General features: G+C 61.7%; 14 protein-coding genes. 9 read left to right on the top strand and 5 right to left on the bottom strand.

Features of this window, described 5'->3' with window-relative positions; genetic code table 11:
- The 9 genes from eat to F8N49_RS06000 form a co-directional block, all read left to right on the top strand.
- On the top strand, positions 1-1386 hold a 1386-nt coding region (gene eat, locus F8N49_RS06040), incomplete at its 5' end, for an ethanolamine permease (protein ID WP_151550998.1).
- Positions 1387-1437: 51 nt separating this feature from the next.
- Positions 1438-2832: an ethanolamine ammonia-lyase subunit EutB gene (locus tag F8N49_RS06035; RefSeq protein ID WP_024014467.1), complete on the top strand. Its 1395-nt coding sequence runs from the start codon at positions 1438-1440 to the stop codon at positions 2830-2832.
- Between the two features lie 5 nt (positions 2833-2837).
- Positions 2838-3662 carry an ethanolamine ammonia-lyase subunit EutC gene (gene eutC / locus F8N49_RS06030; RefSeq protein WP_071173710.1) on the top strand — a complete coding sequence of 275 codons (825 nt, stop codon included), beginning with the start codon at positions 2838-2840 and terminating at the stop codon, positions 3660-3662.
- Between the two features lie 115 nt (positions 3663-3777).
- A complete protein-coding gene (locus F8N49_RS06025; RefSeq protein ID WP_016773002.1) occupies positions 3778-4239 on the top strand; it encodes an N-acetyltransferase in 462 nt (153 codons plus the stop codon).
- 228 nt (positions 4240-4467) lie between these two features.
- Positions 4468-5118 carry a DedA family protein gene (locus tag F8N49_RS06020; protein WP_016773001.1) on the top strand — a complete coding sequence of 217 codons (651 nt, stop codon included), beginning with the start codon at positions 4468-4470 and terminating at the stop codon, positions 5116-5118.
- A 4-nt stretch (positions 5119-5122) separates the two neighbouring features.
- Positions 5123-5935 (top strand): zinc-dependent peptidase, encoded by an 813-nt coding sequence (locus F8N49_RS06015; protein ID WP_110646088.1) that lies wholly within the window; start codon positions 5123-5125, stop codon positions 5933-5935.
- A gap of 112 nt (positions 5936-6047) precedes the next feature.
- On the top strand, positions 6048-6575 hold the full coding sequence (ppa, locus tag F8N49_RS06010) for an inorganic diphosphatase (RefSeq protein WP_003205933.1): 528 nt from the start codon (positions 6048-6050) through the stop codon (positions 6573-6575).
- 217 nt (positions 6576-6792) lie between these two features.
- Positions 6793-7539 carry a S24 family peptidase gene (locus F8N49_RS06005; protein ID WP_073475694.1) on the top strand — a complete coding sequence of 249 codons (747 nt, stop codon included), beginning with the start codon at positions 6793-6795 and terminating at the stop codon, positions 7537-7539.
- Between the two features lie 408 nt (positions 7540-7947).
- Entirely contained in the window at positions 7948-8382 is a 435-nt protein-coding gene (locus F8N49_RS06000) for a hypothetical protein (protein WP_225914394.1), read from the top strand.
- 6 nt (positions 8383-8388) lie between these two features.
- Here F8N49_RS06000 and F8N49_RS05995 read toward each other — a convergent pair whose 3' ends face one another.
- From F8N49_RS05995 to F8N49_RS05975, 5 genes are read right to left on the bottom strand one after another with little or no spacing between them, the layout of a single operon-like run.
- A complete protein-coding gene (locus tag F8N49_RS05995) occupies positions 8389-9201 on the bottom strand; it encodes a YfaP family protein (RefSeq protein ID WP_151550997.1) in 813 nt (270 codons plus the stop codon).
- Between the two features lie 3 nt (positions 9202-9204).
- A complete protein-coding gene (locus F8N49_RS05990) occupies positions 9205-10824 on the bottom strand; it encodes a DUF2300 domain-containing protein (RefSeq protein WP_151550996.1) in 1620 nt (539 codons plus the stop codon).
- Position 10825: 1 nt separating this feature from the next.
- Positions 10826-15400 (bottom strand): alpha-2-macroglobulin, encoded by a 4575-nt coding sequence (locus F8N49_RS05985; RefSeq protein ID WP_151550995.1) that lies wholly within the window; start codon positions 15398-15400, stop codon positions 10826-10828.
- Positions 15397-16047 carry a DUF1175 domain-containing protein gene (locus tag F8N49_RS05980; protein WP_151550999.1) on the bottom strand — a complete coding sequence of 217 codons (651 nt, stop codon included), beginning with the start codon at positions 16045-16047 and terminating at the stop codon, positions 15397-15399. Before F8N49_RS05980 ends, F8N49_RS05985 begins: the two co-directional genes overlap by 4 nt.
- Positions 16032-17744 carry a DUF2138 domain-containing protein gene (locus F8N49_RS05975; RefSeq protein WP_151550994.1) on the bottom strand — a complete coding sequence of 571 codons (1713 nt, stop codon included), beginning with the start codon at positions 17742-17744 and terminating at the stop codon, positions 16032-16034. The genes F8N49_RS05980 and F8N49_RS05975 overlap by 16 nt, the downstream gene beginning before the upstream one ends.
- Positions 17745-17746: the final 2 nt, after the last annotated feature.

Raw genomic sequence — 17746 nt, 5'->3', positions numbered from 1 at the left:
ACCGATTATTTCCAACAACGCGAACTGAAAAAAGGCGCCGCCGGCTGGGTCCTGCTGGTGGGCCTCGGCGTCGCTTATGTGATTTCCGGCGATTACGCCGGCTGGAACTTCGGCCTCGCCCAGGGTGGCTGGGGCGGGATGTTTCTCGCCACGCTGCTGATGGCGACCATGTACCTGTGCATGTGTTTTTCCCTGGCCGAATTGTCGTCGATGATTCCCACCGCTGGCGGCGGCTACGGTTTCGCCCGCAGTGCGTTCGGGCCGTGGGGCGGGTTTCTCACCGGCACCGCGATCCTCATCGAATACGCCATCGCCCCCGCCGCCATCGCGGTGTTCATCGGCGCCTACTGCGAGTCGCTGTTCGGTATTGGCGGCTGGATGATCTATCTGGCGTTCTACATCATCTTCATCGCCATCCACATTTTCGGGGTCGGCGAAGCGCTCAAGCTGATGTTCATCATTACCGCCGTCGCCGCCCTGGCGCTGGGCGTGTTTCTGGTGGCGATGGTGCCGCACTTCGACGTTGCCAACCTGCTCGACATCCCGGTGACCACTGCGGTCGGTGCCAGCCCGTTTCTGCCGTTCGGCTATGTCGGCGTGTGGGCGGCGATTCCCTATGCGATCTGGTTTTTCCTCGCCGTCGAAGGCGTGCCGCTGGCCGCAGAAGAAACCAAAAACCCCAAGCGCGATCTGCCGCGTGGCCTGATCGGGGCAATGCTGGTGCTGCTGATGTTCGCCCTGCTGATTCTGATCGTCGGTCCCGGCGGCGCTGGTGCGAATTCGCTGCTGACCTCGGGTAACCCGCTGGTCGAAGCACTGAGCAAGGCCTACGGTGGCTCGACGTGGATGGGCAGCTTCGTCAATCTCGTCGGTCTGGCGGGGCTGATCGCCAGCTTCTTCTCGATCATCTACGCCTACTCGCGGCAGATCTTCGCGCTGTCGCGGGCCGGTTACCTGCCGCGCAAACTGTCGCAGACCAACAAAAGCAAGGCGCCGGTGCTGGCCCTGGTGATCCCCGGCATCATCGGTTTCGGTCTGTCGCTGACCGGCCAGGGCGACCTGCTGATTCTGGTCGCGGTGTTCGGCGCTACCATTTCCTATGTGCTGATGATGGCCGCGCACATCACCCTGCGCATCCGTCGCCCCAAAATGGACCGGCCGTACCGCACGCCGGGTGGCATTTTCACCTCGGGTGTGGCGCTGGTATTGGCGTGCATCGCCGTGGTGGCGGGCTTCCTCGTCGATCCACGGGTGGTGATCGGCGCAGCGATCATCTATGGAGTGTTAATTGCTTACTTTGCTTTCTACAGTCGGCATCACTTGGTAGCGGGCACGCCGGAAGAAGAATTCGCGGCGATTCAAAAAGCTGAACAAGCCTTGCACTGATTGTCGAAAACCACGGCGCAGACGCATCTGCGCCGTCACGGAGAACGCTGAATGGCCAGTTTTGCTCACACGGTCGGCGCGCAGACTTACCGCTTCGACAGCCTCAAAGACGTCATGGCCAAGGCCAGCCCCGCCCGCTCGGGGGATTTTCTCGCCGAGATCGCCGCGCTCAACGACGGCGAACGGGTGGCCGCGCAAATGGCCCTGGCGGACATCCCGCTCACCCACTTCCTGCAAGAAGCGCTGATTCCCTACGAAGCCGATGAAGTCACCCGGCTGATCATCGACACCCACGACAAGCAAGCCTTCGCCGTGGTCAGCCACCTCACCGTTGGCGGCTTTCGCGACTGGCTGCTCAGTGATGCGGCGGACGAAACCAGCCTGCGCGCCCTCGCCCCCGGCCTGACCCCGGAAATGGTCGCCGCCGTGTCGAAAATCATGCGCGTGCAGGATCTGGTGCTGGTCGCGCAGAAAATCCGCGTGGTCACCCAATTTCGCGGCACCCTCGGTTTACGCGGGCGCCTGTCGACCCGCCTGCAACCCAACCACCCGACCGACGAGCCGTCCGGCATTGCCGCGAGCATTCTCGACGGCCTGCTCTACGGCAACGGCGATGCGATGATCGGGGTCAACCCGGCCACCGACAGCATCGCTTCGATCTGCGCGATGCTGGAAATGCTCGACGCGATCATCCAGCGCTACGACATCCCGACCCAGGCCTGCGTGCTGACCCACGTCACCACTTCGATCGAGGCGATCAACCGTGGCGTGCCGCTGGATCTGGTGTTCCAGTCGATTGCCGGCACTGAGGCAGCCAATGCCAGTTTCGGCATCAACCTCAACGTGTTGCAGGAAGGTTATGACGCCGGGCTCAGCCTCAAGCGCGGCACCCTCGGGCAGAACCTGATGTATTTCGAAACCGGTCAGGGCAGCGCGCTGTCGGCCAACGCCCACCACGGCATCGATCAACAGACTTGCGAGACAAGGGCCTACGCCGTGGCGCGACATTTCAAGCCGTTCCTGGTGAACACCGTCGTAGGATTTATCGGCCCGGAGTACCTCTACAACGGCAAGCAGATCATCCGCGCCGGCCTCGAAGACCACTTCTGCGGCAAGCTGCTCGGTGTGCCGATGGGCTGCGACATCTGCTACACCAACCACGCCGAAGCCGATCAGGACGATATGGACACCCTGCTGACGTTGCTCGGCGTCGCCGGGATCAACTTCATCATGGGCATCCCCGGCTCCGACGACATCATGCTCAATTACCAGACCACTTCGTTTCACGACGCCTTGTACGCCCGCCAGACCCTGGGCCTGAAACCGGCGCCAGAGTTCGAGCAATGGCTGGCCAACATGGGCATCTTCACCCAGGCGGACGGCAAGGTTCGCTTCGGCAACAACCTGCCGCCGGCCTTCCGTCAGGCTTTGGCGCACTTGGGATGAGTCTTATGGAAAAACCACCGGTCGATCCGCAAAACCCATGGCTGGAACTGCGCCGCCTGACCCCGGCACGCATTGCCCTGGGCCGCACCGGCACCAGTCTGCCGACGCGGGCGCAGCTGGATTTTCAGTTTGCCCACGCCCAGGCCCGCGATGCCGTGCACCTGGCCTTCGATCACAGCGAAATCAGCGCACAACTGAGCGAGCGCGGGCGGGAAACCCTGGCGCTGCAAAGCGCCGCGCCGGACCGACACACCTATCTGCAACGCCCGGACCTGGGGCGCAAGCTCAGCGATGAAGCGGCGCAGACCTTGCGCGACTACGCCAGCCAACACCCGGGCGGCGTCGATCTGGTGCTTGTCGTCGCGGATGGCCTGTCGGCGCTGGCGGTGCATCGGCACACGCTGCCGTTCCTGACGCGCCTGGAAGAACAGATGAGCGGCGACGGCTGGTCCGTGGCGCCGGTGGTGCTGGTCGAGCAGGGTCGCGTCGCCATCGGTGACGAGATCGGCCAGTTGCTAGGGGCGAAAATGGTGGTAATGCTGATCGGCGAGCGCCCGGGCCTGAGTTCGCCGGACAGCCTCGGGCTGTATTTCACCTACGCGCCGAAGGTCGGCCTCACCGACGCCTATCGCAATTGCATTTCCAATGTTCGGCTTGAAGGTTTGAGCTACGGCATGGCGGCGCATCGCTTGCTGTATCTGATGCGCGAGGCGTGTCGGCGGCAGCTGTCGGGGGTCAATCTGAAGGATGAAGCTCAGCTGCACACATTGGAGGCGGACGACGCTGTCGACATGAAAGGCAACTTCCTGCTCGATCCACCGCCAGCCTGAACCGTTTCCGCATTGCCTTTCTGCGCTGCTTTCAGGCAGGATCGACGCACGGCCGCCCGGGTTTCCCATCGCCGTCAGAGCAGTTGAAGACAGCCACTTGAAGACGAGACCTATCATGCGGATTATTCAAGCGACCCTCGAACATCTGGATTTGCTGACTCCTTTGTTCGTCAAATATCGCGAGTTCTACGGCTCCCTGCCTTACCCGGATTCCTCCCGCGCGTTCCTCGAAAAGCGCCTGCGCCGCAAAGAGTCGGTGATCTATCTGGCCCTGGCCGACGATGACGACAAGAAACTCATGGGCTTCTGCCAGCTCTATCCGAGCTTTTCGTCGCTGTCGCTCAAACGCGTGTGGATTCTCAACGATATCTACGTTGCCGAAGATGCTCGCCGGCAACTGGTCGCTGACAACCTGATCCGCACCGCAAAGAAAATGGCCAAGGAAACCCAGGCCGTGCGCATGCGCGTCTCGACCAGCGCGAACAACGAAGTGGCGCAGAAAACCTACGAATCGATCGGCTTCAAGGAAGACACCGAGTTCAAGAACTACGTACTGCCGATCAGCGACGAGCTCTGACTCCAACGGCTTCGGTGATGAGGGAGTTCGCTCCCTCGCCACGGCCGCCCCTTCCCTGACAATTGCTCACTTCGCGACACTCCCCGCTACAAAACCGGCGCGCTTTTCAGCGGTCAGACCGTATAATCCCGATCTTTCCGGCTTGTAAGAAAAACTACACCCCGCTGTAGGCTTACACGAAGTCATACGCACAGGCCTGCCGAGTCGGGCCGTCATACAGGTGCCCCCATGGATTTCAACCCGCTCGACCTTATCCTGCATCTCGACGTGTACCTCGATTTGCTGGTGAACAACTATGGGCCATGGATCTACGCCATCCTGTTTCTGGTGATCTTCTGTGAAACCGGTCTGGTGGTGATGCCGTTCCTGCCGGGTGACTCGCTGCTGTTCATCGCTGGCGCAGTGGCGGCCGGCGGCGGCATGGATCCGGTGCTGCTCGGTGGCCTGCTGATGCTGGCGGCGATCATGGGCGACAGTACCAACTACGTGATCGGACGCACGGCCGGGGAGAAGCTGTTCAGCAACCCGAACTCGAAAATCTTCCGTCGCGACTACCTGCAAAAAACCCACGACTTCTACGACAAGCACGGCGGCAAGACCGTGACCATGGCGCGTTTCCTGCCGATCATCCGCACCTTCGCGCCGTTCGTCGCCGGCGTGGCGCGGATGCCGTACCCGCGTTTCTTCGGCTTCAGCGTGCTCGGCACCATCCTCTGGGTCGGCGGTCTGGTCACTCTGGGTTACTTCTTCGGCAACGTGCCGTTCATCAAGAAAAACCTCTCGCTGCTGGTGGTGGCAATCATCCTGCTGTCGCTGGTGCCGATGATCATCGGCGTGGTGCGCAGCCGGTTCGGCGGCACCAAAGTGCAATCGCACTGAACCGATGTGGTCACTGAGCGCCTGGCGACGCCGGCGCCTCCTGGCCAGGCACCCGATTGCCGACGACCTGTGGCAACGGGTGCGCCATCAGCTCTCATTCCTCGACGGCATCAGCGCTGCCGAAGACCAGTGGCTGCGCGAAGCCTGTGTTCTGTTTCTCGACGACAAACACCTGACCGCCCTGCCCGGCGTCGAACTGCATCAGGAACAGCGCCTGCTGCTCGCCGCCCAAGCGCAGTTGCCGTTGCTGCATCTCGGTGATCTGAATTGGTACCAGGGTTTCCACGAGATCGTGCTGTACCCGGATGACTTCCTCAGCCCGCAACGTCATCGCGATGCCAGCGGCGTCGAGCATGAGTGGGACGGCGAACACAGCGGTGAGGCCTGGCAGCAGGGGCCGGTGATTCTCGCCTGGCCCGGCGTACAGGCCAGCGGTGGCTGGGAAGGCTACAACCTGGTGATCCACGAACTGGCGCACAAGCTCGATATGCTCAACGGCGACGCCAACGGCCTGCCGCCCCTGCACACCGACATGCGCGTCAGCGACTGGGCTGAGGTGATGCAGGCCGCCTACGACGACCTCAACCGCCAGCTCGACCACGATCCAGACGCCGAAACCGCCATTGATCCCTACGCCGCCGAGAACCCGGCGGAGTTCTTCGCCGTCACCAGCGAATACTTCTTCAGCGCCCCGGATCTGCTGCATGAGGCTTATCCACAGGTCTACTTGCAACTGCAGCTTTTCTACCGGCAGGATCCGTTGGGCAGACTGCGGCAACTTCAGGCCACAGACCCGGTCTATCACGCGCACGACTAAGCTCTGCACGACTTCTGGTACGTGGCGTCGGCGTAGGAATGTGCCTATAATCGCCGCCACTTTTTGGTCAATCCGGCCAAGTGTTTTTGGTCAACTACGGGGGCAACGCCCAATGAGCTACAGCAAGATTCCGGCTGGCAAAGACCTGCCGAACGACATCTACGTCGCGATCGAGATCCCGGCCAACCACGCGCCGATCAAATACGAAATCGACAAAGACAGCGATTGCCTGTTCGTTGACCGTTTCATGGCCACCCCAATGTTCTACCCGGCCAACTACGGTTACATCCCGAACACCCTGGCTGACGACGGTGATCCCCTCGACGTGCTGGTCGTGACCCCTTACCCGGTAGCGCCAGGCTCGGTAATCCGCGCCCGTCCGGTCGGCATCCTGAACATGACCGACGACGGCGGCGGCGATGCCAAAGTCATCGCCGTGCCACACGACAAGCTGTCGCAGCTGTACGTCGACGTGAAGGAATACACCGATCTGCCACCCCTGCTGATCCAGCAGATCGAGCACTTCTTCGCGAACTACAAGGATCTCGAGAAAGGCAAGTGGGTCAAGATCGAAGGCTGGGCCGGTGCAGACGCCGCCCGCGAAGCGATCACCAAGTCGGTTGCCGCCTACAAGGGCTAAGCCAATGTGCCTTGCGTGACGCTTGAAAAAAACCCCGGATTTCCGGGGTTTTTTGTGTCTGCGAGCTTCGAATAAACAAAGCGTTTAAATTCCTACATGCAGTTTTAATCTGTTTAATTTCCCACAAGTACGTCTTACATCCCGTCGCAAAATACAGGCTTTTTTTGAACGCCCGGTTTATTCAAACCGCTCTAGTCCGGCCGTAGACTCCGTGTTTATGAGAAAGAACACTAGCGGTCCACGATTCAAGGCACTCCTGGAAGCAGCGAACATCAGCACCACGGATTTCGCAAGGTTCTGGGGCACGGAAGCCCAAAACGTTCATAACTGGTACACCCGGGGCGTCCCGGCGTATCGCATGGAAGAAGTCTCACGCCTGTTGTCGGTCAATAGTGAATGGCTGAAAACCGGGGAAGGCGTCAAGGAGGTCGCGCGCCTGCACCCACCCGCCAGCAACGGCGACACGTTCGATGCCCAGTCCATCTGCGGCGTCTACACCGTCATCAACCCCAGCGACATCGACCTGGCATTTTTCAAGGAAACCCCGATCGCCAACGGCGACGGCAAAACCCATGTCATCCTCGACCCCGACCAATCCCTGCGCCTGCCCCGCGCCCACCTCGATCAACTCGACATCCAGCACGCCAACGCCATCTGCGCGCACATGATCGGCAACAGCATGGCCGATCGCATCGAAGACGGCTCCATCGTCGCCATCGACCGCGGACTGACCCAGGTCGTCGACGGCGAAATCTACGCCGTAGAGCACGACGGCATGCTGCGCATCAAATACCTTCACCGCATGCCCGGCAACGGCCTGCGCATGCGCAGCCACAACAGCGCCGAATACCCCGACGAGGTCTTCCGGCCGGCGCAGATCGAAGAGCAGCGGATTCACATTCTTGGCTGGGTGTTCTGGTGGTCGACACTGGGCAAGCGCCGGCCGGTGGTGCCGTTTCTATGACATTTCACTCGAACCTGTGGGAGCGAGCCTGCTCGCGAAGAGGGCCCTGATAACCAGCACAAATCCTGAGTTTGTACCGCTTCAGTCGCTCTAAACCGCACTCGATGCTGGGAATCCAGAGCAAAACTCAGTATCCTGCGCCCCACATTCGCGCATCGACCCGCCCAGCGGCTCGGATGACGCCCGACGCGGCAGACCAACGTCTGACCAAGTCCCACAGCCGGACGCAGATCCGGATGTACGTTTTGAAGGCTGGCGCGGTTTACCAAAAATAAGCCAAGCCAGTCCCCGAGAAGCCGGCCACAAGCCGTCTTTTTAATGCCTGCAAAAAGGCTACGCCTCTCGCTTGGAAGGAATCGAACAAGCTGGGCACCACTGTTCCGAAACGCTTCACAAGGAAGTTAAAACGTGCGATTCGCCCCTCGTTTCACACTGCTTGGACCGGTCATCCTGATCGCTGCGATGAGTTTTTATCTCTCAGGCTGCGTCGGTGCCATCGTGGCTTTGCCTGAGAAAACCACACTCAGAACTGACGAGTACAAAGCTCTAAGTGCTCGTTCGCTCACGCCAGCGATTACCCGAACCGCGCAATCAGCGCCTACCCGTGAATGGTGTGGCATCACGGTTTGGGCGTTGATCATTCCTGTTCCGCTGAAATTGCCCGTGTGTACGTCGTATTCCGAGCAGTCCTTTGGCAGTGACGAGTCCGGCAATGAAATTGTTTTGCTCTATTCAAAACAAACGGTGCCGTCGCCGTTCTACGCCTGCGGGCCGTTCATGATGCTGGGGCCGATTGTGCATGGTTATCAGGGCAACGCGCTTTGCGGCGTTTTTCCTGATTAGCCGGATTCACGGATAACTGAACGACTTCACCAACGTCAGCTCCCCCGCCGTCCGCATCGGCACTACAAACGTCTCCATCTTCTCGCTCGGCGTGCCTTCTTCAGTAATCACCGTCACCTGCGCCGTGGTCAGCGCCTGCACCGCTTCATCCCCACCTTCATCATCCCCGCGATATCCGCCGCCGTAATAATTCACATACACCAGATATTGCCCTTTGATCGGCGCGGGCATGGCGGCGATCTCCGGGCCGTAGCCGGTGGTGACGTCGACGTCGAGGGCGGCGCCGTTGGCGGCGCTGCGGTTGCCGTACCAGATGTGGGCGCCATCGGGGGTGATCAGGTGCAGGTCGAGGTCGGTGCCGTCGCTGTCCCAGGCCAGCAGGACGCGCAGTTTGGCCGGGGTGGCGCCGCCGCGGGCGTTGAGGAATTGCGTGCGGTGGCGTTGCTGGCCGTCGGCGCTACGCACTTCGACGCTGTTGCTGCCGTTGGGGAAGGAGAACGGGCGATCGAAGCCGCCGGCGGGGTCGATTTTCAGCGGCATGCTGACGCCGTTGACGATCAGGCGGCCGGGTTCGTTGTTCTTCGGCACTGCTTTGATCTGGCCGCTGATTCTGGCGGTATTGGCCTGGCCAAGCGGTGTGTTGACCGACGAGGCCGGGTAGTTGACGGTCTGGCGAAAGCTCTCGCCCTCGCCTTGCGCTGCGCCGCTGCGCCAGCCGCCCACCGGGGTGTCGAGTTTGACGCCATCGGCGGCGAACGCTTGCGGCAGTACGTTGAGGGCACAGAGCAGCAGCAAGACCTGTGGATAACGGAGTGTCATGGTCTATTCCAGCAAAAGGTGACGGGCGAGCCCTTCGATGTAGGTTTCATCCTGGCCGTTGGGGTGTGCTTCGAAGGCCAGGTGCAGATATTCATGAGTCAGGTCGAGGCGATCCTGCAGGGTCAGTACGCCGCGCACGTAAATGCGCTGGCGTTCGCGGTCGACGAAGGGTCGGCCGAAGGCGAGTTTGCATACGGCGAAAGTGCTGACTTCGTTGTAGCCGGTTTCGCTTTCAAGCCTCGGACGCCAGCCGCGTCGCTGCTTTTGCAGCCAGTCTTGCGCGGCGGGCAATGCTTCGCAGGAGGCGACCGGGTTGTCCCAACGACTGAGGCTGGCGCGTGGATAGGCGTGCAGCAGAATCGCGTCGTAACGTTGGCCGGCGTGCGCTTGCTCGACGGCTTGCTGCCAGGCGAGTTTGTCCGGGCCGGGCTGGTCGGAGTGATAGGTGACGGTGCTGCCGGCCAGTACCAGGTTCGCCGTCCACGCTGCGATGTTGCGTGACTCGGCCGAGGCTGGACGCGGGGCGACGCGCTGGCGATTGCTGCTGTCGTCGATGCTCAGGCAGTCGCCGTTGCGCGTGGCGTTTTGCAGCAGATAAGTGCGGATCGCTACGGCCAGCGCCTTGGCGGCTTCGGCGGGTTGCGGTTTGGCTTCGCGTTCGAGAACGCGAGCGACATATTCTTCGCGATCAAGTCTTGCGACGAGTTTGTCGTTGAGCAGAAACAGTTCGCCATCGCTGTGGATGTCCAGCGCATTGCCGTTGGCGAATTCGACGCGGTAGTCGCCGCGCAATGGCCCGGACGGGGCGACACGATCTCCGGCCAGAACTTTCGACACCGGGTATTTCGAGAACAGCCCGACTTGCACACAACGCCCCGTGTCCGCTGGCCACGCCGTCGGCAACACGCTGGCCAGCGCCTGAGCGTAGTGACGCAGAACCATTTGACTGGTACCGCGCCCACCCGCCCAGATCGGTGCGCCGTCGGCGCTCCAGCCGGCGAATCCACCCTGGCGCGATTGTGCATCCTGGTCGCCGAGCCAGCTCCAGGTTTTCACCCGCAGGCGCCCGCCCAACTCGCCGACGACATTGCCGTCCGCCGCGTTCAGCACGACATCGAGCAACACGCGGCGCATCTGTTCCTGCGCTGGCAGCAACGCCAGAACGCTCAATAACTCGGCAACCGAAACCCTTGTTGCCGGTTGCACGGCTGGCAAATCCAGCAACCACGACGGCGCTTGCCGCGCCTGCCAATACGCTCGCCAATCCGTCGCTGCAATGCCCAACCGCGCCGGTTCGAAATACAGACCGCAAGACTTCACCAGCGCCTGATCCCGCTCGATCTTGCCGCCCGCCGAGCAGCAATAAACTTCTTCTTTGGACTGCCCGCGACATTCATACGCCGGTTCCCGTGCACCGGTTTCCACCAGCCACGCGTAGACGAACAACTTCCACAGACTGCCCAGCGGCGCATCCAGCGACGCTGGCAACGGTTCGCGCTTGATCAGTTGCGTCTGACTCAACGACAACAACTCGCCCTGATAGGCCACGCGCAACGGCTCATCCTGCGCTGTCGCCAGCGCAGGCATCACACTCATCAGCAGCCACAACAGCGGCCGGCGCATGTCAGTTGACCGTGACCTGACCGAGGGCGGCTTTCGCCTCCTGGGCCTGATGCTGCGGTGCATACACTTGCTTGAAGCGTACCGGCGGCAGGTTGAACTGGCCCTTCTGCGAGAAGCGCACCAGATGACGCAGGCGCAACTCACCACTCAGCGCGTCGACCGGCACCGCGTATGCCAGTTGTCCCGGTTCGAAACGCGCCTTCTCCAGCGCGGTCGGTTCGGTGCCGTCCTTGCCCTGCAACTTGATGCCCCACGTCGTGCGCTCGACATCCGCGCCCGGTGGCAGCGGCACTTCAAGCATGCCGTAGCGCAGCGGTTTCGCTGCCTTGCTGGTGAGGATCACCTCGTCCAGGTACAGGCTGTCGCTGGACAACGGTTTAGTGCCGACCGGCTCGAGTTTGAAGGTGAACGCTTCGTCGCCCGGCACCAGACGCGACAGGCGCCGGGTGATGGTCACGGCCATTGGATCGACCTGCGGCTGTTGGGTCTGGAAGCTCAGTGCTGCACGCAGCGGTCGCTCTTGCGTGCCGGACACGCTCAGCACGCTCGGCAGCGGCGCCGCGCCCTGCCATGTCCAGTACATCTCGCCGCTGGCCCCGTAGTTTTTCTTCCAGCCTTCACCCGGCATCAGCGCGATGGTCGGCGAGGCCTGAGCGATGCTGCGTTGCAGCCAGGTCAGCGCCAGTGCACGTTCCAGCGTCGATTGCTGCGGCAACAGGCGTTGCAGCAACGCCGTCGCACGGGCCTGATCAAACGGTTGCAGCGACAGGTTCAGCGCTTCGACGAAGGGCTGCGAGCTGACCGCAAGACGTTGTTGCGCTGCGCCCAGTTGACGATTGAATGCCTCAGGCAAAGCAACTTTCGCCTGTGAGGCCAACGATGCAGTGAGTACCCGCGCCGCCGCCAGACCGAGCGCCGAATCCGGGTCGTTCATCACCAGACTGTCCTGGCCGTCGTCGAGCACGGTTTCGGCAGCGCCTTCACCGGCCTTGGCCAGATCGTCGATCAAACCGCTGAGCAGCGTGTTCACTGGCAGCTGCATCTGTTTGGCGAACGACAGAATCAGCGCCCGTTGCAGCAATGGCGTATTCGGCGCCTGCTTGGCATAAACCTCCAGCACCCGCTGCCAGTGCTCCGGCGGCAGGGTCAGGTCGAGTACGCGGCTGGCATTCCAGTCGGCGTAATAGGCATAGGCGGTGAGAAATGCATCCGGCTCGCCGTCGTAGCCCCACCAGGTGAAGCTCGCCGACGGCCCGGCCATTTGCACCAGGCGCAGACGACTGTTTTGCATGATCAGGCGCAAGCGATCGCGAATCTGCGGGTTCGACGCCAGCGATGGATAAGCGATGCTTAGCGGCAGCAAGCGACTGGCCGTCTGCTCGACGCCGCCGTACGGGTAGCTCAGCAGATCATCGAGGGCGGAACGGAACAGCGCTTGCGGACTGTCATCCAGACGCAGGCGGATATCCGTGGCATCCGCCGGCAAACTCAACGGCGTATCGCCGCTGACCACGTCGAGGCTTTGTGTCTGGGTGACCTGCCAGCCTTCACCGGTGGCACTCAAGCGCACAGCCAGGGCATCGGCGACTTTGCCATCCTGCACCAGCTCCGCCGTCCACTCGCCAGAGGCCAAAGCGAACGCCGGCAGTGGCAGGTAATTGATGCCGCTGTTCAAAGTCACCGGCAGACGTTGTTCGGTACCGGCATAGTGAGTCACCAGTTCCGCCTTGACCGGCTTCTCTGCCTGACTGAAAGCAAACACGCCCAGTTGCGGCTGATCGCCCTTGCGGAATTTGCTCGGCCCGCTCCACTTCAGGTATAGCGGTTTTTCCGAACGGACAAACTGCTTCTTCTGCCCGACCTGACCGTCATCGGCAATCGCCCGCGCGGTGATGCGCCAGCGGGTCAGGGAGTCCGGCATCTTGAAGGTGAAGCGGGTTTTGCCGTCGGCGCCGGTCAACAACTCCGGCTGCCACGCAGCGGTGTCGACGTCTTCACGGCGCGGACGCTCAAGCACCTTCACGCCGCGTTCGCTGCGATTGGCCTTGCCCGGAGCGCCGGGGCTACCCGGCAGTGCCACGTCGTAGCTGATGAATGACAGGCTGGCACTGGTGCGCACGTTGTTGCGCCGTGGGTGATAGAAGAACTGGTCGATGCTCGGCGCGACTTCCGGTTGCAGCGCGTAGACCATTTCGTCGACCACGCTGACCGTCAGATGCGCCGGAACCGCTTTGCCGGCGAACTGCGTGGTCAGGTCGACCGTGACCGTATCGCCCGGCAGATACACCGCTTTGTCGGTGCTGATCGCCACGTCGATTTGTGGCGCGACCACTTTGATCCCGGCGTTCTGGAAGCTGTACTGACCGCCCTTGGTGTAGAGCACGGAGAAGGTCAGGTTCGGCGCGAAGTTATCCTTCACCGCAATGCGCGCGCGGTATTGGGTGTCGCTGAGTTTTTCCAGCTTCAACCAGTCAGCGCCCTTGGCCAGCAGCGCAGTGGCCTCAACCTTGTCGCGCTCCAGCGACAGCAGTGCATCGCTGACCGGCTCAGGGAAGGTGATCAGCGCCAGCGCTTCTTCGCCCGCCTTGTACTCGGGCTTGTCGAGGACGATTTCCACGGTACCCGGCACCGCTTTCACACCGTCGCCGGTGACCGAATGGCCGGTTGCGCCGAGGACGCGACCGTGTTGATCCTTCAGCGTCAGGTTGTAGGTGCCCGGACGTTCGAAGGCGAGGCTGAAACCTTTGTCCGTTGCGGCGAGTTTGCCTTCGCCGGTGCTCTGATCTTCCAGGCGCACCCAGGCGTAGCTGCTCGGCGTTACGGCTTTGCTTTGTTCGGTGCCAGCCTCATTCGCGTAGCTGAAGGCAACCTTGTCACCGACCGCGCTGAAACGCTGCGGCGCGCTCAAGCGGAAACTCGCCGCGCCACGGTCGATGAGGATTTCCTTGGTGGTCTTGACCCGATACGCCGCGCCGTCGCTGGCGAACACGGTGAGCATGTAGCGGCTCGGTTTATCGGCTGCCGGCAAATCGAGGGTCGCGTTGCCTTTGCTGTCGGTAGTCAGTTCGGTGCTGGTCAGCTCCACCGGAAATTGCCCGAGGTATTGCAGCTCGTTGTCGACCATGGACAGTTGCTGGGCGCGCAGGCTCAGGCTCAATTTGGCATTGGCCACCGGTTTGCCGTCGGGGTAGAGCAGCACCAGACTGCCTTTCACCGGCTCACCGGTGCGGTAATCCTGCTTGGCCAGATTCAGCGAGATCTCGAAGTGCGGCTTGATGTATTCGGCAACGCGGAAAGCACTGCTGTAGGCCTGATCCTTGTAGTTGAAACGGATCTCGTAACCACCGGCCACGGCGTTATCCGGCAACTGGAAACGGCCCTGGGTACCGGCCTTGGAATCCAGTTTCAGATCGAGGGTTTGCAGTTCGGTCCCCGTGGCATCAAGCACGCTGACACTGACATCCGCCGCGCCCGGTAGCACCGAATCACGGGCATTCTTGAACTCGCGACCGACGATTTTCAACGACACCCAATCGCCCGGACGATACAGCGGCCGGTCGGTGAAGGCGTAAAGTTTGGTGTCGTAGATTTCGCTGTCGTAGTAGAAGTTTTCCGAGACGAACACGCCGCCCTCTTCGTCCTCGCCGATGACGAACGAGCGCTCCGGGCTGACGTGTTTCAGGCGCAGCAGACCGTCGGCATCGGTAGCACCGCTGCTCATCACGCCGAGGCCATCGGTCCACAGCACGTTGACCTTCGGCACCGAACTGCCTTCGTGTTTGCGCGCGGCCCAGACCAGCAGTTCATCGCCGGCAATCTTGCTCACCGCGACGGTGTTGGAGACGAAAACCATGGTGGTCGCGCGGTACTTGCCGATCAGCGCTTCAACCAGATACAGCCCCGGCTTCAGGTTACCCAGCGGGATGTAGACGTTGCCCGGCGCGACGCTGACAAAGTCGCTGGACGAGCCGGCCAGATTGACCCCGGCCGGCGGCTGAATCGGCTTGGCCTGCCACAGCGGATAACGGAACTGGCTGACCACCGGCAGACCCGGGATCAGCGCGAATTGCGGCTGCGCGTCGTACGGCGTCGGCGCGGCCATGGCCTCGCCCATTTTCAGCTCCGGCACTTCTTCGGTGACCTGCTTGCGCGACTCGTAGGAGAACGCACGCTGCATCACCCGCCGGGATTTGCGATACCAGTTGTCCCACAGATACGCGAGGGTGTTGGACAGACCTTCGCCCTTGAACTGGCCGTCGCTGACGACGCGATGCAGGTTCTTCTGGCGCTTGAGGAAATCCAGCGGCTTGTCGATGCGATACACGCGAATGTCGGCGCCGCCGTACGGTTCCATGCGAAAGCGCCGGTAGTCACGACCCGGGGCTTCGAGGCGGACCATCGCCGGCTCGTCGCTGGCAAAACTGCTGTCGGCGAGCAGGAAGAAACTCTCCCCGGCCACCGGCGTGTAATTGCTCGGCTCCACCGAGTCTTCGGCATTGACCCAGGAAAACGGCAGCAACAACGCCAACAGCAAGGAAATTCGCGAACAGATACGCAACATGCGGGCACCGGTCATTGGGAGAGAAAGTTCAGTCGATAGACGCCGATGAAGTTGGGGTTGGCTGCGTCGGGTATCCATCGGGTGTCCTTCCATGTCATGAGTTGCTGCAGGCTTGCCGAACGCATGCCGTTGTCAGTGGGGGTGGTGGTGCCGGTGTGATAGGCGATGTAGCGGCCCATCCAGATCATCAGGTGCTGGTCGTCGCCCTGATCGAAAAACATCAGGTCACCGGGCCGCGCCTGCGACACATCGCGGCCGACCAGATGGCTGTTGAACTGAATCAGTTTGATCGCGTTGACGTACGGCCCGACCTTGCCGCCGCCCTGCTGCCACAGTTGCGCGAGTTTGCGTTGCGCGTCGCTCAGCGCCAGTTCCGGCGGCAGATAGCGATTGGACAGACCATTGCTGCGCAGCCATTTGTCGTCATGGACTTTCAGCGCTTCGTTGGCGGCAAAGCGCACCAGACCGGCGCAGTCCTGCTGATACCAGCGCGGGCTCGGGCCCTGGCTCAATTGCTCTTGAGCAATACGCACAAACCAGGCGCGAAACACTTGGGATTGCGCCGGGTCGAGCGCTGGCGCTTCAACTGCACGGGCGCCTGCGCTCAGCAGCAACGCAAGCAAGCCGAGGCTGCGGATCAGTGCGCTCACAGCGCTTTCCATTCCAGCGGCAGCCATTGCCAGTGGCCGTCAGGCTCGCTGCCTTCGGGCAGGGTCAGGGCATATTTGCCGTAACCGCCAAGGGTGCGCAGTTTCGGCATCAGGTAGGTTTGCGCAGCGTTATAAAACACCGGCTCCATGTCCTGCGGCAGGCTGTCGAGGGTTTCGCGCTGCATCAGTTGCGCCATCGCGTCCGGGCCGAAGTAGATCGGCATCAGTACATCTTTTGGCAAAACGTCGGCCATCGGCGGGAAGCGCTTGTCGAGGGTGCCGAGGGCTTTGTCGACGAGTTTGTCGTCGAGGGAGAACAGCAGCGTCGAGCCATGACGGGCGAGGCTGACTTTCATGAACGCCTTGCCGGAAATCGCCTCCGGGTTTTCAGCGGTCTTCGCCGCGTACGGACCGAAACTGGAACTGACCTGACGCTGCCAGACGTGGCTCTGGCCCTCCTGCTTGTCGATCACCGGGAATACGCTTTCGGCGACGTTGGCTTCGAACGCGCCGACCATCGAACCGAACAACTTGCCCAGATCAGCGTCGAGTTTGCTGCTGTCCTCGTCTTTGAGGCTGGCGACCAGCAGAGGTGTGTACAACCGGGAATCGGCGTACCAGCACAGGCCGGCCGCGCCAGCGACGTGTTCGGTCAGCGTTTGCGCAACAGCTTCATCGGCACCGAGTTTGATCAATATCGGTTTCTGCGGCTCGGCCGCCACCGGCAGGGTCACGCAAGCGCTCGCCCCCAACGGCATCGCCTGCCAGACCGGTTTGAAATCGAAGTCCGGCTGATTTTCCAGTTCGTCCATGGCCAGATAGCTGTGCCAGCCCTTGTCGTCCATGTCGAAACGCAGCCCGGCGAAATTCGGGATGAAGCGCTGATAGCCCATGGCGAGCACGCTGGAATTGACCGACAGGCGCTGCTTGGTTTCCGGGTTTTTCGCTGGCAAGCCGAACGCTTCGGGGAAGAGTTTTTCACCGTTGAGCAACGCCGCCAGCGCTTGCGCGGAAACGCGGCCCGACTCTTCCGAGACGTTGCTCTCGGGGTCGTAGTACTTGACTGGATTGGACAGCACCACCAGTTTGTCGCCGCGCGACGCGAACAGCAGTGATTTACTGGCGTTATAGCTGAGTTGATACAGCGGCACGTCATCGCCGCCGACTTTGAGAGTGCCGAACACGCTGAGCTGGGTGTCATCCAGCGCCACTTTCGCCAATGGCTCGAGCAGCTTGGCCAACCCGCCGCGATCCATCACCAGCAGGAAATCCTTCAAACGACCATCGGCGCCCCGCCACAGCGCAACATCGGCCGGTTGATCAAAAAGCTGCTCGATCAGGCTGTCCTGCAACTTCAGGTCATGCTCGTAGATGATCCGCCGCAGGCTGCCGATCAGGCCGAGGCGGTCGGCGTGGGTTTCGTAATAGAAGACGAAATCCTCGGTGAGCGTGGCCTTGAGGAACGGCACCGCCAGCAGGTCCTTGGGCAACTGGCTCAGTGAACGGGTTTCGAGCAAGGCGTCTGGACGGCCGAGGCCGAGCTTGTCACTGGCAAGGGCCGCCGGCGGCGCTTTGGGCTTGAGCAGCAGCCAGCCAAAACCGCCCGCCACACCGGCCACCAGGCACAGGCCGAGCACGACCAGCGGCCAGCGCCGCGAAGGTTTGGCCGCCGGTGTCGCGGCAGCTGGAGTCACAGTGTTATCGCTCATGT

Source organism: Pseudomonas sp. GXM4, from assembly GCF_008923895.1.
Taxonomy (GTDB): domain Bacteria; phylum Pseudomonadota; class Gammaproteobacteria; order Pseudomonadales; family Pseudomonadaceae; genus Aquipseudomonas; species Aquipseudomonas atacamensis.
Note: the sequence above shows the minus strand (reverse complement) of the source record. Positions and strands in the feature narration are given on the sequence as shown.

What these genes read in the sequence shown, in the direction of transcription:
- F8N49_RS06035 (WP_024014467.1), top strand. Translation starts at nt 1,438, where the DNA reads ATGGCCAGTTTTGCTCACACGGTCGGCGCGCAGACTTACCGCTTCGAC.
- eutC (WP_071173710.1), top strand. Translation starts at nt 2,838, where the DNA reads ATGGAAAAACCACCGGTCGATCCGCAAAACCCATGGCTGGAACTGCGC.
- F8N49_RS06025 (WP_016773002.1), top strand. Translation starts at nt 3,778, where the DNA reads ATGCGGATTATTCAAGCGACCCTCGAACATCTGGATTTGCTGACTCCT.
- F8N49_RS06020 (WP_016773001.1), top strand. Translation starts at nt 4,468, where the DNA reads ATGGATTTCAACCCGCTCGACCTTATCCTGCATCTCGACGTGTACCTC.
- F8N49_RS06015 (WP_110646088.1), top strand. Translation starts at nt 5,123, where the DNA reads ATGTGGTCACTGAGCGCCTGGCGACGCCGGCGCCTCCTGGCCAGGCAC.
- ppa (WP_003205933.1), top strand. Translation starts at nt 6,048, where the DNA reads ATGAGCTACAGCAAGATTCCGGCTGGCAAAGACCTGCCGAACGACATC.
- F8N49_RS06005 (WP_073475694.1), top strand. Translation starts at nt 6,793, where the DNA reads ATGAGAAAGAACACTAGCGGTCCACGATTCAAGGCACTCCTGGAAGCA.
- F8N49_RS05995 (WP_151550997.1), bottom strand. Translation starts at nt 9,201, where the DNA reads ATGACACTCCGTTATCCACAGGTCTTGCTGCTGCTCTGTGCCCTCAAC.
- F8N49_RS05990 (WP_151550996.1), bottom strand. Translation starts at nt 10,824, where the DNA reads ATGCGCCGGCCGCTGTTGTGGCTGCTGATGAGTGTGATGCCTGCGCTG.
- F8N49_RS05985 (WP_151550995.1), bottom strand. Translation starts at nt 15,400, where the DNA reads ATGACCGGTGCCCGCATGTTGCGTATCTGTTCGCGAATTTCCTTGCTG.
- F8N49_RS05980 (WP_151550999.1), bottom strand. Translation starts at nt 16,047, where the DNA reads ATGGAAAGCGCTGTGAGCGCACTGATCCGCAGCCTCGGCTTGCTTGCG.
- F8N49_RS05975 (WP_151550994.1), bottom strand. Translation starts at nt 17,744, where the DNA reads ATGAGCGATAACACTGTGACTCCAGCTGCCGCGACACCGGCGGCCAAA.